Annotated in this window: 13 protein-coding genes; 8 read left to right on the top strand and 5 right to left on the bottom strand. The window is 70.1% G+C overall.

The genetic code is table 11. From position 1 onward, the window contains the following. Nucleotides 1-42: 42 nt before the first annotated feature. The 3 genes from ACFWFI_RS30580 to ACFWFI_RS30590 all read right to left on the bottom strand — a co-directional run bounded on the left by ACFWFI_RS30580 (nt 43) and on the right by ACFWFI_RS30590 (nt 3,356). Nucleotides 43-816 carry an SDR family NAD(P)-dependent oxidoreductase gene (locus ACFWFI_RS30580; protein ID WP_387396411.1) on the bottom strand — a complete coding sequence of 258 codons (774 nt, stop codon included), beginning with the start codon at nt 814-816 and terminating at the stop codon, nt 43-45. Nucleotides 817-901: 85 nt separating this feature from the next. Continuing rightward, nucleotides 902-2,302, bottom strand: coding sequence for an MFS transporter (locus ACFWFI_RS30585; protein ID WP_387396413.1), 1,401 nt, complete (start codon nt 2,300-2,302; stop codon nt 902-904). Nucleotides 2,303-2,480: 178 nt separating this feature from the next. After that, complete coding sequence (locus ACFWFI_RS30590) at nt 2,481-3,356, bottom strand: LysR substrate-binding domain-containing protein (protein ID WP_387396415.1); 876 nt, start codon at nt 3,354-3,356, stop codon at nt 2,481-2,483. Nucleotides 3,357-3,749: 393 nt separating this feature from the next. On the opposite strand from ACFWFI_RS30590, the gene ACFWFI_RS30595 reads away from it, so the two are divergent. The 3 genes from ACFWFI_RS30595 (at nt 3,750) to ACFWFI_RS30605 (ending at nt 7,839) form a co-directional block, all read left to right on the top strand. Next, nucleotides 3,750-4,931, top strand: coding sequence for an L-talarate/galactarate dehydratase (locus ACFWFI_RS30595; protein WP_387396418.1), 1,182 nt, complete (start codon nt 3,750-3,752; stop codon nt 4,929-4,931). A gap of 320 nt (nt 4,932-5,251) precedes the next feature. After that, on the top strand, nt 5,252-6,181 hold the full coding sequence (kdgD, locus tag ACFWFI_RS30600) for a 5-dehydro-4-deoxyglucarate dehydratase (RefSeq protein ID WP_387396421.1): 930 nt from the start codon (nt 5,252-5,254) through the stop codon (nt 6,179-6,181). A 47-nt stretch (nt 6,182-6,228) separates the two neighbouring features. Next, on the top strand, nt 6,229-7,839 hold the full coding sequence (locus ACFWFI_RS30605; protein ID WP_387396423.1) for an aldehyde dehydrogenase (NADP(+)): 1,611 nt from the start codon (nt 6,229-6,231) through the stop codon (nt 7,837-7,839). 61 nt (nt 7,840-7,900) lie between these two features. Here the strand turns inward: ACFWFI_RS30605 and ACFWFI_RS30610 are convergent, their stop codons facing one another. After that, complete coding sequence (locus tag ACFWFI_RS30610) at nt 7,901-8,575, bottom strand: MOSC domain-containing protein (RefSeq protein WP_387396425.1); 675 nt, start codon at nt 8,573-8,575, stop codon at nt 7,901-7,903. Between the two features lie 82 nt (nt 8,576-8,657). Between ACFWFI_RS30610 and ACFWFI_RS30615 the strand changes: the two genes are divergently transcribed. Beyond that, the gene (locus ACFWFI_RS30615) at nt 8,658-9,548 is read left to right on the top strand and encodes a LysR family transcriptional regulator (protein WP_387396427.1); all 891 of its coding nucleotides are present in this window, start codon (nt 8,658-8,660) and stop codon (nt 9,546-9,548) included. Nucleotides 9,549-9,642: 94 nt separating this feature from the next. Here the strand turns inward: ACFWFI_RS30615 and ACFWFI_RS30620 are convergent, their stop codons facing one another. Further along, complete coding sequence (locus tag ACFWFI_RS30620; RefSeq protein WP_383114027.1) at nt 9,643-9,972, bottom strand: WhiB family transcriptional regulator; 330 nt, start codon at nt 9,970-9,972, stop codon at nt 9,643-9,645. A 435-nt stretch (nt 9,973-10,407) separates the two neighbouring features. Here ACFWFI_RS30620 and ACFWFI_RS30625 point away from each other — a divergent pair, with 435 nt between their 5' ends. The 4 genes from ACFWFI_RS30625 (at nt 10,408) to ACFWFI_RS30640 (ending at nt 14,840) form a co-directional block, all read left to right on the top strand. Beyond that, a complete protein-coding gene (locus tag ACFWFI_RS30625; RefSeq protein WP_003948568.1) occupies nt 10,408-11,019 on the top strand; it encodes a response regulator transcription factor in 612 nt (203 codons plus the stop codon). A 378-nt stretch (nt 11,020-11,397) separates the two neighbouring features. After that, nucleotides 11,398-11,973: a sigma-70 family RNA polymerase sigma factor gene (locus ACFWFI_RS30630; protein ID WP_030123887.1), complete on the top strand. Its 576-nt coding sequence runs from the start codon at nt 11,398-11,400 to the stop codon at nt 11,971-11,973. A 135-nt stretch (nt 11,974-12,108) separates the two neighbouring features. After that, entirely contained in the window at nt 12,109-13,611 is a 1,503-nt protein-coding gene (guaB, locus tag ACFWFI_RS30635; RefSeq protein ID WP_387396429.1) for an IMP dehydrogenase, read from the top strand. Nucleotides 13,612-13,715: 104 nt separating this feature from the next. Then, complete coding sequence (locus ACFWFI_RS30640) at nt 13,716-14,840, top strand: GuaB3 family IMP dehydrogenase-related protein (protein ID WP_104788355.1); 1,125 nt, start codon at nt 13,716-13,718, stop codon at nt 14,838-14,840. Nucleotides 14,841-14,890 lie beyond the last annotated feature (50 nt).

A 14,890-nucleotide genomic window follows, 5' to 3' on the forward strand; every position in this document is an offset into this window, starting at 1 on the left:
CACCGGGCCTCGGTGTTTTCGCGGGACCGCGGTTCCGGCCGCCTACCGGGGGCCGTACGTCCGGCCCGCGCGCGAGGTGACTCCGCCGAGGAGGCTTCGGGGCGTCAGCTTCACCAGGCCCATCAGCGCCTTGTAGCGCGGGTCCGGGATCGACACGGTCCTGCCCCGGGCCAGGTCCGCCAGGGCCGCGGACACCAGCTTGTCCGCGTCGAGCCACATCCAGTCCGGGATGTTGCCCGTCCCCATACCCGCCCGCTGGTGGAACTCGGTCCGCACGAAGCCCGGGCACAGCGCCATCAGCCGTACCCCCGAGCCCGCCAGGTCCTTCGCCGCGCCCTGGGTGAACTGGACGACCCACGCCTTCGACGCCCCGTACGTCCCCCGCGGCAGGAACGCCGCGACGGAGGCCACATTGACCACCCCGCCGCGACCGCGCTCCCGCATCGAGCCCGCGGCGGCCGAGGTCAGCCGCAGTACCGCCTCGCAGTGGACCTTCAGCATCGTCAGTTCGTCGGCCGTCGAGACATCCAGGTAGCGCCCCTTGTTGCCGAAGCCGGCGTTGTTGACCAACAGGTCGACCGGGCTCACACGGTCCGTCAGCCGTGCGGCGACCGCATCGATCCCGGCGTCCGTGGACAGGTCGGCCGTCAGCACCTCGGCCTCGATGCCGTGCCCGTCGTGCAGCTCCGTGGCCTGGGCCCGCAGCCGCTCCGTATCGCGGGCCACAAGCACCAGATTGTGCCCGTCACCCGCGAGCCGCCGTGCGAAGGCGGCACCGATCCCCGCCGTCGCGCCCGTAATCAGTGCAGTCGTCATACGCGGCACGTTAGCGCCCGCGTGAGCGGGTGACCGACCCGCCTTCTTCCTCCGGCCGGTGCCACTCGTGGTCGGCCGGTCCCGGTCAGACGGTCTCGGGCCGGCGGGCGGGGGAGTTCTCCTCGTCGAGGTGAAGGCGCTTGATGTCCTTGACGACGACGGCGTAGCTCAGGACGGCCAGGGCGGCACAGGCGCTGATGAAGGCGAGGGCCAGGTCGAAGGAGCCGGTGGTGTCGATGATGTAGCCGACGACGAGGGGGGTGACGATGCCCGCGACCGCGCCGAAGGTGTTGAAGACGCCGCCTGCCAGTCCGGCTATCTGCTTCGGGGCGACGTCGGACATGACGGCCCAGCCGAGTGCGCCCAGGCCCTTGCCGAAGAAGGCGAGGGACATGATGAGGACGACGAGCCAGGACGCGGTCACGTAGTTGCAGATGATGATGCTCGTCGAGAGCAGCAGACCGACGACGATGGGGATCTTGCGGGCGGCGGTGAGGCTGACGCCGCGCCGGGCGAGGGAGTCCGACAGGTAGCCGCCGAGCACGCCGCCGGTGAATCCGCACAGGGCGGGCAGCGAGGCCACGAAGCCCGCTTCGAGGATGCTCATCCCGCGTTCCTGGACCAGGTAGACGGGGAACCAGGTCAGGAAGAACCAGGTGATGGTGTTGATGAAGTACTGGCCGATGAAGATGCCGAGCATGTTGCGGTCGGTCAGCAGCGTCTTGAGGTGTTTCAGATTGCCGCTGCCGGCCTTGGCGCCGGCCTTCGCCTCCTCGGCGGTGACCGGGGCGTCCATGTCGATGAGCGCGCCACCGGAGCCGATGTGGTCGAGCTCGGCCTGCGTCATCCTGGGGTGACTGCGCGGCGGGTAGATGACCTTGGTCCAGAGCAGCGCCAGGACGACGCCCACACCTCCGACCACGGTGAAGACGTGCTCCCAGCCCATGGCGGTCACGAGCCAGCCCATGAGCGGGGCGAACGCGACGGTGGCGAAGTACTGGGCGGAGTTGAACAGCGCGGAGGCGAATCCGCGTTCCTTGGTGGGGAACCAGGCGGCGACGATGCGGGAGTTGCCCGGGAACGAGGGAGCCTCGGCGAAACCGACCACGAACCGCAGGATGAACATCAACGCGATCGCGGCACCTGCGAAGAAGCCGATGGCTCCCTGCGCCATGGTGAACAGCGACCACAGGAAGATGGCGATTCCGTAGACCTTCTTGGAGCCGAAGCGGTCGAGCAGCCAGCCGCCGGGGATCTGGGCGATCAGGTACGACCACGAGAAGGCGGAGAAGAGCAGGCCCAGCTCTCCGGAGCTGATGTGCAGGTCCTTCTGCATGGAGTCACCGGCGATCGACAGAGTCGATCTGTCGGCGTAGTTGACCGTGGTGACGACGAAGAGCATGGCCAGGATGACGTACCTGAGGCGGCCTGCCTTGGGGGGAGCGGCTGCTGTCACCGGCGCGTCCTGCCGGTCGAGAGCTGTCATGCGGTCGATCTCCTAGACCTGGGAGTGGCGGCGGCGTTGCCGCGTGTGGTCCGTGCCACAGGGCCAGTGGCTGGAGATGACCGTAGGTTCGCTTTCTATTCCCGTCTACATTGATTTTTGTAGGCTGCAATACCTTCTCTGTATGACTCACCGCGGGGCGAGAAGGCGTCGCGCTACGTCACAGGTGTCGGAGCAGGGCGTGCAGCGCCGGGTTGTCGTTGTTGCGCCGCCAGACCAGATGCAGCTCGACCGGGGCGGGGTCGGACAGCTCCAGCGAGCGGAAGACGATGCCGGAGAAGCGCATCTGCGCGGCCGCCTCGGGGACGAAGGCGATGCCCCAGCCCGCGTTGACCATCGCCAGCAGACTGTGGACCTGGCTGAGGTACTGGGTGAAGCGGGGGGCGATCTGAGCGGCGCGGAAGATGCTCACGAGCAGCTCGTGGAAGTAGCGGGCTTCCACCGGCGAGTACATCAGCACGTCCTGCCCGTCGAACACGCTCATCGGCAGCGGGCCGTCGCCCACGGCCAGCGGGTGGTCCCGCGGCACGGCGGCGATCAGCCCTTCCCTCGTGGTCGGCCGGGTGGCGAGGTCGGGACCGGTGCTGGAGGGGCGGATCATCCCCAGGTCGAGGGAGCCCTCGGTGATCGCCTCCAACTGGTCGCGGGTGACCTTCTCGCGCAGCACGATCTCGATGCCGGACATGACGGAACGGGCGACGGTCAGGAGCGGGCCGAGCGCGGAGTAGGCGGCGGCCGCGGTGAAGCCGACGGCGATCGCGCCCGCCTGGCCCGCCGAGACCTGCTTGGCGGCGAGCGTGGCCGCCTCCGACTGACGCAGGATGGCGCGCGCCTCGTTGAGGAAGGTGCGGCCTGCCGGGGTGAGGCGGACGGTGCGGTTGGTGCGGTCAAGGAGCTGTACGCCCAGTTCGTGCTCCAGCAGCTGGATCTGACGGCTCAGCGGAGGCTGGGTCATCCGAAGGCGCTCGGCGGCCCGGGTGAAGTGCAGTTCCTCGGCGACGGCGATGAAGCTCACCAACTGTGCGAGCGTAAACAACGATGCCCTCCGGGTATTGAATCATCCAAAAACTATGTTGGACATGGATCAATCGCTGACCTTAGCGTCAGGAGTGACCAACGGCGATGCACCCCTCGCGCCGGTACTCGCCGGTTCCGTCGCCAGTGCGCTGCTCGCCTCGCACCGGGAGCAGACACGTCATGCCGCACCGAATCCACCCCTCGCCGGAACGCTTCGTTCCGCTCTGAGGTACGTTCCCGGAACCCCTTGACCCGGGTCGGTGCTGCGCCGTGCCGCGCAGTCCGACGAACGCGGCCTCCGCACTCCCCCTTCCCCGCCATGTCCGGCCTGATCCCGCAAGGACTCCCCGGTCCCTCCGGGGTGCCGGGCCGCCGTTACCCCCGCATCCGCCTCACACATCAGGGACATGAAGTGGTGACCACGATTCACACAGCCGCCTCCGCCGCGCTCCGCCCGGGCGAGGCGTCGCTCGATGCCATCGCCTGGGTCAAGCTCTCCGCCGTCACGCTGCCGCTGCACACGCCGATCAGTGACGCGAAGGTCCTGACCGGACGGCAGAAGCCCATGACCGAAGTGGCCTTCCTGTTCGTGGAGATCGAGACCGAACAGGGGCATCAGGGTGTCGGGTTCAGCTACTCCAAGCGTGCCGGCGGCCCCGCTCAGTACGCCCACGCCAAGGAGATCGTCGACAACCTGATCGGCGAGGACCCCAGCGACATCGGCAAGCTCTGGACCAAGCTGGTCTGGGCGGGCGCCTCGGTCGGCCGCAGCGGTGTCGCCACCCAGGCCATCGCCGCCATCGACATCGCCCTGTGGGACCTGAAGGCCAGGCGGGCCGGGCTGCCGCTGGCCAAGCTGCTGGGCGCGCACCGCGATTCGGTGCGCTGTTACAACACATCCGGCGGCTTCCTCCACACTCCCGTCGAGCAGGTCCTGGACAACGCCACCGCGTCCCTGTCGCACGGCATCGGCGGCATCAAGATCAAGGTCGGTCACCCTGACGGCAAGCAGGACCTGGCGCGTCTGACGGCCGTGCGTGAGCACCTCGGTGACGGCGTCCCCCTGATGGTCGACGCCAACCAGCAGTGGGACCGGCCCACCGCCCAGCGCATGGGCCGCGCGCTCGAGGGCTTCGACCTCGTCTGGATCGAGGAGCCCCTGGACGCCTACGACGCCCAGGGCCACGCCGCGCTCGCCGCCTCCCTGGACACCCCGATCGCCACGGGCGAGATGCTCGCGAGCGTCGCCGAGCACCACGAGCTCATACGGCACAACGCCTGCGACGTCATCCAGCCCGACGCCCCGCGCATCGGCGGCATCACCCAGTTCCTGAAGCTCGCCGCGCTGGCCGAGCACAACAACCTGCAGCTCGCCCCCCACTTCGCCATGGAGATCCACCTCCACCTGGCCGCCGCCTACCCGATCGAGCCGTGGGTGGAGCACTTCGACTGGCTGGAGCCGCTGTTCGAGGAGCGCCTGGCCATCAGCGACGGCCGCATGCACGTCTCCTCCCGGCCCGGGCTCGGCATCACGCTCAGTGAGCAGACGCGTGCCTGGACGACCGCCACCCATGAGGTCGGCAAGCGCCCCTGAACCCGCGGCTCACGCCGCTCCCCCCGTCGGTACGCCCACGCGCCGACGGCCCCACACCTGGTGCGGGCCCCGCCACGGACAGCGCGGGGCCCGCACCAGTCGTATGTCTCCGTCAGGGGAGCCGACGGTGATGATGCCCGCAAGGTATGAGTCGATGCGAAAACAGTGTTGGACCGGCATGACAGCTACCTCGTAGCGTCGGTACGACACGGTACGGCGCGACGCCGCCGACGCTCACGCCTCGCCTGCCACGCCTCGCGGGCGACCGCGGCCGAGGGCCGCCCACGCCTCGCCCACCCACCTCACAGGAGCAGCCCACCATGACGTCGTTCACCCCCTCCGAGCTCGGCCGGCGCATCGGCTCGGGTCTGCTCTCCTTCCCGGTCACCCACTTCGACGCCGGTGACCTCTCCTTCGACGCGGACGCCTACCGCGCCAACATCGAGCGCCTGGCCGCCTACGAGGTCGGTGGCCTCTTCGCCGCAGGCGGCACCGGGGAGTTCTTCTCCCTGACCGCGTCCGAGACCGAACAGGTCGTCACCGCCGCGGTGGAGGCCGCCCCGGAGGACACCCCGATCCTCGCCCCGGCCGGCTACGGCACCCGGACCGCCATCGAGTACGCCCGGGCCGCCGAACGCGCCGGTGCCGACGGCATCCTGCTGTTCCCGCCCTACCTCACCGAAGCCGGACAGGCCGGGCTCGCCCAGCACGTCGAGGCCGTCTGCCGCTCGACCCGCCTCGGCGTCGTCGTCTACGGCCGTGCCAACGCCACCTACGGCGCGGACACCCTCGCCCGCCTCGCCGACTCCTGCCCCAACCTCATCGGATACAAGGACGGCATCGGCGACATCGACGCCATGACCCGGATCTACACCCGCCTCGGCGAGCGCCTCACATACGTCGGCGGACTGCCGACCGCCGAGATGTTCGCCCTGCCCTATCTCGAACTCGGTGTCACCACCTACTCCTCGGCGATCTTCAACTTCCTCCCCGACTTCGCCCTCGAGTTCTACGGCGCCGTACGCGAGCGCCGCCACGACACCGTCATCAAGCTGCTCAACGACTTCGTGCTGCCCTACACGGAGATCCGCGACCGGCAGAGCGGATACGCGGTCAGCATCGTCAAGGCCGGCATGACCGCCACCGGTCACGGCGCAGGGCCGGTCCGCCCCCCGCTGACCGACCTCACCGAGGGTGAACTCGCCGAGCTCACCGCGCTCATCGCGGGCATCCCCGCGCCGACCGCCTGACGCACCCTCACCAGCCGTCACCAGCACAAGCACGGAAGGACCCCGAGGTGAACACACCCATCGCGCAAGCACCCACCACGGAAATCGCCGGGACCATGTTCATCGGCTCCGAGCCCGTCACGGGAACGGGGCCCGGCATCCAGTCCCGTGATCCGCGCACCGGCGAAGCCCTGACCCCCGCCTACCACTTCGCCACCCCGGACGACGTCACCCGGGCCTGCCGGCTCGCGGAGGACGCCTTCGACGCCTTCCGCAGCACCCACCCCTGGCAGCGTGCACGCTTCCTGGAGCGCATCGCCCACCATCTCGCCGAAGCCACCGACGCCCTCGTCGAACGCGCCCACCTCGAAACCGGCCTTCCCGTCGCCCGGCTGCAGGGTGAGGTCGGCCGCACCACCGGGCAACTGCGCCTGTTCGCCACGACGCTGTGCGAGGGCAGCTGGCACGGGGCCCGCATCGACCCCGCTCAGCCGGACCGCACCCCGATGCCCCGTCCCGACATCCGCCGGCGCCTGGTCCCTCTCGGCCCCGTCGCCGTCTTCGGCGCCAGCAACTTCCCGCTCGCCTTCTCCGTGCCCGGCGGCGACACCGCCTCCGCCCTCGCGGCCGGCTGCCCGGTGGTCGTCAAGGCCCACGAAGCGCACCTCGGCACCTCCGAACTGGCCGCCCGCGCCATCCTCGCGGCCGCCGCCGACACCGGTATGCCCGAAGGCGTGTTCTCCCTGCTCGTGGGCGACGGACCGGGGACCGGTGCCCAGCTCGTCGGTGATCCCCGCATCCAGGCCGTCGGCTTCACCGGCTCCCGCACCGCCGGCCTCGCCCTGATGCGTGCCGCCGCGGAAAGGCCCCTGCCCATCCCGGTCTACGCCGAGATGAGCAGCGTCAATCCCGTCGTCCTGATGCCCGGCGCACTCGCCGGACGCGCCGAACAGCTCGCGGACGAGTTCGTCGGCTCCCTCACTCTGGGCGCCGGGCAGTTCTGCACCAACCCCGGCCTGGTGATCGCCGTCGAGGGCGGTGACCTCGACACCTTCACCACCGCCGCGGCCGCGCGCGTGGGGGCCGACAGCGGTGCCACCATGCTCACCCCCGGCATCGCCCGGTCCTACCGCGAGGAAGCCGGCGCCGTCACCGGCCGCCCTGAGGTCGAGGTCCTCGCGCGGGGCGACCTGCCTGCCACGGCGAGCGCCGGACAGGCCCTGCTCGCCGCGGTCACCGGCGACGACTTCTGTGCCGCTGCCGAGCTCCAGCGCGAGATGTTCGGTGCGGCCTCCCTGCTGGTGCGCTGCCGCGACCTCGCCCAGGTCGCCGACGTCGTACGCTCCCTGGAGGGTCAGCTGACCGCGACCGTGCACACCGCCGAATCCGACCTCGCGGACGCCCGCGCGCTGCTGCCCCTCCTCGAACGCCGTGCGGGCCGTGTCCTGTTCAACGGCTGGTCCACCGGTGTCGAAGTCGGCCACGCCATGGTCCACGGCGGTCCGTACCCCGCCACCACCGACGCCCGCAGTACCTCGGTCGGCTCGTCGGCCGTCGAACGGTTCCTGCGCCCCGTCGCGTACCAGAACATCCCCGACAGCCTGCTGCCCCAGCCTCTGCAGGACGACAACCCGTACGGCATCCCCCGGCGCGTCGACGGCACCCTCACCCTGGGCTGACACCCACCCGCGGGGTCCCGCGCCGGACACGTCCAGGAGGCGGGCCCCGCGCCGGACACGTCTAGGAGGCGGGGCTCCGCTTCGCCACGTACGCCCGCGCCGCGCGCAGTGCCTCCGCGTGCAGCGCGTCACCGGCGTCGAGCAGGCGGGGCAGCAGCTCCCGCTCCGTGGTCGTCGCCCGGAACTCCAGGGCCGCGGTGATGTCGTGGTCGGGCACGTGCACCACCTCGACCGGGTCGCCGGAACGGATCGTCCCCGGTTCGATCACCCGGAGGTACGCGCCGGTGGCCCCCTCGCGCGTGAACCGCTTCACCCAGCCCCGCTCGCCCAGGTGGCCCGCGAACGTACGGCACGGAATGCGGCCCGACGTCACCTCCAGGACCAGCTCGTCGCCGACCCGCCAGCGCTCCCCGATCCGTGCGTGGCTCACGGTGAGGCCGAGGGTCGTCAGGTTCTCGCCGAACGCGCCGTTGGGCAGGGGGCGGCCGAGCTGCTTCTCCCAGGCGTCGAGCTCCTCGCGGGCGTACGCGTAGACCGCCTGGTCCGTCCCGCCGTGGTGCCGGAGATCGCACACCGCGTCACCGGCCAGGCCGCTGCCGCCGCTGCCCTTGGGGCCGGGGTCGACGACCCGCACCGGGCCGCCGGACGGACGCTTGCCGATCCCGGTGAGCCCGTCGGTCGCGTCGGAGTGCGCGGAGGGGGTGGGACGGCCGAGATTCACGGTGAGCACCTTCATAACCGGACAGGCTAACCGCGAGCCTCTCAAAGGCGCTCATGATTAATCGCCCGATACTGCAAGAGTGCCTTATGGTTGAAGGGTGATCGAAGCCCGTCATCTCCGTGTTCTGCGCGCCGTGGCCACCACCGGTTCGTTCTCCGCCGCCGCGCGTGAGCTGGGCTGTACCCAGCCCGCTGTCAGCCAGCAGATGAAGGCCCTGGAGACCTCCGCGGGCACGCCGCTGCTCATCCGAACGGGCCGCGAGATGCGCCTCACCCAGGCGGGTGAAGCGCTGGTGCGCCACGCGTCCGGCATCCTCGCGGGACTGACCGCCGCCGAGGAGGAGGTCGCCGCGATCGCCGGGCTGCGGGCCGGCCGGGTCAGGCTCGTGTCGTTCCCCAGCGGGAGCTCCACCCTGGTCCCCGGTGCCCTCGCCGCCCTGCGTGCCGCGCACCCCGGCACCCAGGTGTCGCTCGTCGAGGCGGAACCGCCGCGCTCGGTGGAGATGCTGCGTGACGGCGACTGCGACATCGCGCTGGCGTTCCGCTACGGGACGGCAGGCGGTGAATGGGACGACCTGGTCGTGCGTCCGCTGCTCAAGGACCGGCTGATCGGCCTGGTGCCCGAGGGACACCGGCTGGCGGGGGCGGACGCGGTGGGTATCGGGGAGCTGGCCGACGAGCCGTGGATCGCAGGATGCCCGCGCTGCAGGCGCCAGCTGGTGGAGGTCTGCGAGTCCTCCGGCTTCACCCCTCGGATCGACTTCGCCACGGACGACTACCCGGCGGTGATCGGCCTCGTCGGGGCGGGTCTCGGCGTCGCGGTCCTGCCCGAGCTGGCCCTCGAGTCGGTACGGCCCAAGGGGGCGCGCACCGTGACCGTGGAGCCGGCCGTGGAGCGGGAGATCGTCGCTCTCACCCTGCCCGACCTTTCCCGTGTACCGGCGGTGGCGGCGACCCTGGACCAGCTGTCCCTGGCAGCAGCGCGCTGACCGGCCCGGCCCGCCGTACCCGGTGAAGCGGGTCGGACGGCGGGCGTGCCGACCGGGAAGAAACGTTTCTGCGTTCGATGGTTCGTGCGGAGTGTCAGGTGCGACCGGCTTCCGGGGCCGGCCCTGAGTGGGCGGAGATCAGACGGTTGCGGGCGCGGCCCATGAGCTCCTCGCGCTCGTCCTCGGTCAGGCCGCCCCAGACGCCGTAGGGCTCTCGTACCGCGAGCGCGTGCGCAGCGCACTCGGCACGCACCGGGCAGCGCATGCAGACCTCTTTCGCCGAGGTCTCACGGGCGCTCCGGGCTGCTCCGCGTTCTCCTTCGGGGTGGAAGAACAGCGAACTGTCGACCCCGCGGCAGGCGGCCAGCAGCTGCCAGTCCCACAGGTCCGCGTTGGGTCCGGGAAGGCGGGAGAAATCTGCCATTGCGTGTCCCCTCGAAACCTTGCTGGTTCGGAAACGGCATCCTCGACCGTTGTCGCTCGTCTCTTGCTCATCGGTGACCGGAGTCCCGACCGTACATCTACGGTCTTAGTAGATGTAAATATGACTGATTGCGAATCTAGCCATAGACGCCAGCAAAAGGGAAGAAAACCCGCTAAATGGGGCAGGTCGCCGTGCGGGAGATCGGTTGACGGGTGAATGATCCCGTGTCGCTCTCCTCCGTGTACGGCCCCTCACTTAGAGTGCCGAACCGGATGCTTTGGCCCGTAACTCTTTCGAGTGACCGTCGTTGATGAGGGGGAGGCGGTTGACGGAGAACGAGCTCGGGCAGATGTCCGAGGGGGTCAACCGCACAGGTGACGACTTGTATTCAGCCTGGAGGCTCAAGGTGACGCGCATCAGCTGCGGAGGACGGTCATGACATCCGTCCTCGTCTGCGACGACTCCCCGCTTGCCCGAGAAGCGCTCCGCCGCGCGGTTGCCACCGTGCCCGGCGTCGAGCGTGTGACGACTGCGGCCAATGGGGAGGAAGTCCTCCGCCGCTGGGGGGCCGATCGTTCGGATCTGATTCTGATGGACGTACGCATGCCCGGTCTGGGGGGTGTGGAGACGGTCCGGCGGCTGCTCTCGGCGGACCCCGGGGCCAGGATCATCATGCTGACCGTCGCCGAGGATCTCGACGGGGTCGCGCTCGCGGTCGCCGCCGGGGCCCGCGGTTATCTGCACAAGGACGCCTCGCGTGCCGAGCTGCGCGCGACGGTGACCCAGGCGCTCGCCGATCCGACGTGGCGGCTGGCCCCGCGCCGGCTGCGGTCCGCCGAGATGGGCGCGGCGCCGACGCTCACCGCGCGGGAGATCCAGGTGCTCGAAGGCATGAGCCACGGCCGGTCCAACGCGGAGATCGGGCGCGAGCTGTTCCTCTCCGAGGACACGGTGAAGACGCACGCACGGCGCCTGTTCAAGAAGCTCGGGGCCTCGGACCGTGCGCACGCCGTCGCGCTCGGATTCCGCTGGGGCCTGGTCCGCTGATGCCCCGGCGCGGCCGGTAGCCGTGCGATCCCGTCCGCACGCCGGCGGACGGGGCGGGCGGTGGCGGCGGACCTGCGGCCGGGCCCTCCCCACCAGCGCCATGTGACGCTTTCCGGCCGATGCCGCATCCTTGGGGTTGTGGAGTTCCTAGGGGAACATTCGGTCGAGCGGAAGGGGAGGGCGCAGGACATGACATCCGGCGCACCCGCTCAGAACGCTGGAGCACTCACTCACAACGCAGACGACGCACGGTCCGACGTGCCTGCCGACCGCCCCGACGCGTCCGTCGGCGGTGGTGACGCACCCGCTGATAACGCTTCGGTGCACAACTCGGGACGCGATGCCTCGGATCGGACGGCGTCAAGGCACCATGGTCCGATGCGTGAGGACGGGACGACGGTGATCGGTGCTCTGGTGCACCGTGCCGTCGACGGTGACGCGCAGGCCACTCACGACCTGCTGGCCCACGTCCACCCCCTCGCTCTGCGCTACTGCAGGTCCCGGCTGAACCGGCTGCCCGGTGATGCCCGTCACTTCGTGGAGGACCTGGCGCAGGAGGTCTGCGTCGCGGTGCTGATGGCGCTGCCGAGGTACAAGGACACCGGCAGACCCTTCGAGGCCTTCGTCTTCGCCATCGCGGGCCACAAGGTCGCCGACCTCCAGCGCGCCGCGATGCGGCACCCCGGATCGACGGCCGTGCCCTCGGACGAGATGCCGGAGCGGCCCGACGATTCGCTCGGCCCCGAGGAACGGGCGCTGCTCAGCAGCGATGCGGCCTGGGCGAAGAAGCTTCTCGCCAATCTGCCGGAGAATCAGCGCGAGCTGCTGGTCCTCCGGGTCGCGGTCGGACTGACCGCCGAGGAGACCGGGCAGATGCTCGGGATGTCTCCCGGCGCGGTCAGGGTCGCCCAGCACCGTGCGCTGAGCAGGCTGCGGGCCCTCGCGGGCCAGTAGGGACCGGTTCCGGGGGCTCCCGCCGTGTGGAGGAAGCCACAGAACCGCTAGGTGATCTTGATCGTGGAATGAGACACCCCGCGAGCCCGTTAGCATGGACATCCGCACCGATCAAGACCATTTGGGGAAGGTGTCATGACTGCAAACGTCGACGGAGTGCCTGAGAAATTCGCAACGCTCGGGCTGACATACGACGACGTGCTGCTGCTGCCGGGCGCGTCCGAGGTCCTGCCCAACGCGGTCGACACCTCGTCCCTCATCTCGCGCAACGTACGGGTGAACATCCCCCTGTTGTCGGCTGCCATGGACAAGGTGACCGAAGCCCGGATGGCCATCGCCATGGCCCGTCAGGGCGGCGTCGGCGTGCTGCACCGCAACCTCTCGATCGAGGACCAGGTGAACCAGGTCGACCTGGTCAAGCGGTCCGAGTCGGGGATGGTCACCGACCCGATCACGGTGCACCCCGATGCCACACTCGGCGAGGCGGACGCGCTCTGCGCGAAGTTCCGCATCAGCGGAGTGCCGGTCACCGACCCCGCGGGGAAGCTCCTCGGCATCGTCACCAACCGTGACATGGCCTTCGAGTCGGACCGGTCGCGCCAGGTGCGCGAGGTCATGACGCCGATGCCGCTCGTCACCGGACGCGTAGGCATCTCCGGTGTGGAGGCCATGGAGCTGCTGCGCCGCCACAAGATCGAGAAGCTGCCGCTGGTCGACGACGCGGGCATCCTCAAGGGCCTGATCACGGTCAAGGACTTCAAGAAGGCCGAGCAGTACCCGAACGCCGCCAAGGACGCCGAAGGCCGTCTGCTGGTCGGTGCGGCGGTCGGTGCCAGCCCCGAGGCGCTGGACCGTGCGCAGGCGCTCGCGTCCGCCGGGGTCGACTTCCTGATCGTCGACACCTCGCACGGACACAACAGCAACGCCCTCGACTGGATGGCGAAGATCAAGTCGAGCGTCGCCATCGACGTCATCGGCGGGAACGTCGCCACCCGCGACGGCGCCCAGGCGTTGATCGACGCCGGCGTCGACGGTGTGAAGGTCGGCGTCGGGCCCGGCTCGATCTGTACGACCCGTGTGGTCGCCGGTATCGGAGTCCCCCAGGTCACCGCGATCTACGAGGCCGCGCTCGCCGCCCGTGCCGCGGGTGTCCCCGTGATCGGCGACGGCGGCCTCCAGTACTCCGGCGACATCGGCAAGGCGCTGTCCGCAGGGGCGGACAGCGTGATGCTGGGCAGCCTCCTCGCGGGCTGTGAGGAGTCCCCGGGTGAGCTGATGTTCATCAACGGCAAGCAGTTCAAGTCGTACCGCGGCATGGGCTCGCTGGGTGCCATGCAGTCCCGCGGGCAGGGGCGGTCGTACTCCAAGGACCGCTACTTCCAGGCCGAGGTGTCCTCGGACGACAAGCTCGTACCCGAGGGCATCGAGGGTCAGGTGCCCTACCGCGGCCCGTTGGCCAACGTCCTCCACCAGCTGGTCGGCGGCCTCCGCCAGACCATGGGCTACGTCGGCGCCGCGACCGTCGACGAGATGGAGAGCAAGGGCCGCTTCGTCCGGATCACCTCGGCGGGTCTCAAGGAGAGCCACCCGCACGACATCCAGATGACGGTAGAAGCGCCGAACTACAGCAGGAAGTAAGACATCAGCGCAGGTGAGGGGCGGACCGGTGTTCCCGGGACCGCCCCTCACGCGTGCGTCGGGGATACTGGTCAGCGCAGACGTAGAGGAAAGGCCACACCATCGTGACTGAGATCGAGATCGGGCGCGGCAAGCGCGGCCGCAGGGCATACGCGTTCGACGACATCGCCGTCGTGCCGAGCCGACGCACCCGTGACCCGAAGGAGGTCTCGATCGCCTGGCAGATCGACGCCTACCGGTTCGAGCTGCCGTTCCTGGCCGCGCCCATGGACTCGGTGGTCTCCCCGCAGACCGCCATCCGCATCGGTGAGCTGGGCGGCCTCGGCGTCCTCAACCTCGAAGGGCTGTGGACCCGGCACGCCGACCCGCAGGCGCTCCTCGACGAGATCGCCGAGATGCCCGTCGAGACCGCCACCCCGCGGCTCCAGGAGATCTACTCCGCCCCCATCCAGGAGGAGCTGATCGGGCAGCGCATCAAGGAGGTGCGCGACTCCGGTGTCGTCACCGCCGCCGCGCTGTCGCCGCAGCGCACCGCGCAGTTCTCCAAGGCCGTCGTCGACGCGGGTGTGGACATCTTCGTCATCCGCGGTACGACGGTCTCCGCCGAGCACGTCTCCGGCGCGGCCGAACCGCTGAACCTGAAGCAGTTCATCTACGAGCTGGACGTCCCGGTCATCGTCGGCGGCTGCGCCACGTACACCGCCGCCCTGCACCTGATGCGCACCGGCGCGGCCGGTGTCCTCGTCGGCTTCGGCGGCGGCGCCGCGCACACCACGCGCAACGTCTTCGGCATCCAGGTCCCGATGGCGACCGCGGTCGCCGACGTGGCCGGGGCCCGCCGCGACTACATGGACGAGTCGGGCGGCCGGTACGTGCACGTCATCGCCGACGGCGGCGTCGGCTGGTCCGGTGACCTGCCCAAGGCCATCGCCTGCGGGGCGGACGCCGTGATGATGGGCTCCCCGCTGGCCCGTGCCACGGACGCGCCCGGCCGCGGCCGGCACTGGGGCATGGAGGCCGTCCACGAGGACGTGCCGCGCGGCAAGCTGGTCGACCTGGGCTCGGTCGGCACGACCGAGGAGGTCCTTACCGGCCCCTCGCACAACCCCGACGGCTCGATGAACATCTTCGGCGCGCTGCGCCGGGCGATGGCCACCACGGGCTACAGCGACCTCAAGGAGTTCCAGCGCGTCGAGGTGACGGTGGCGGACTCGCAGCACCGCCGCTGATCTCCCACGCGGCACGCACTACGGCCCGGACCAGAGGAATGGTCCGGGCC

Origin of the sequence: Streptomyces sp. NPDC060209, assembly GCF_042728155.1 — a bacterium.
In the GTDB taxonomy this organism is placed as follows: Bacteria; Actinomycetota; Actinomycetes; order Streptomycetales; family Streptomycetaceae; genus Streptomyces.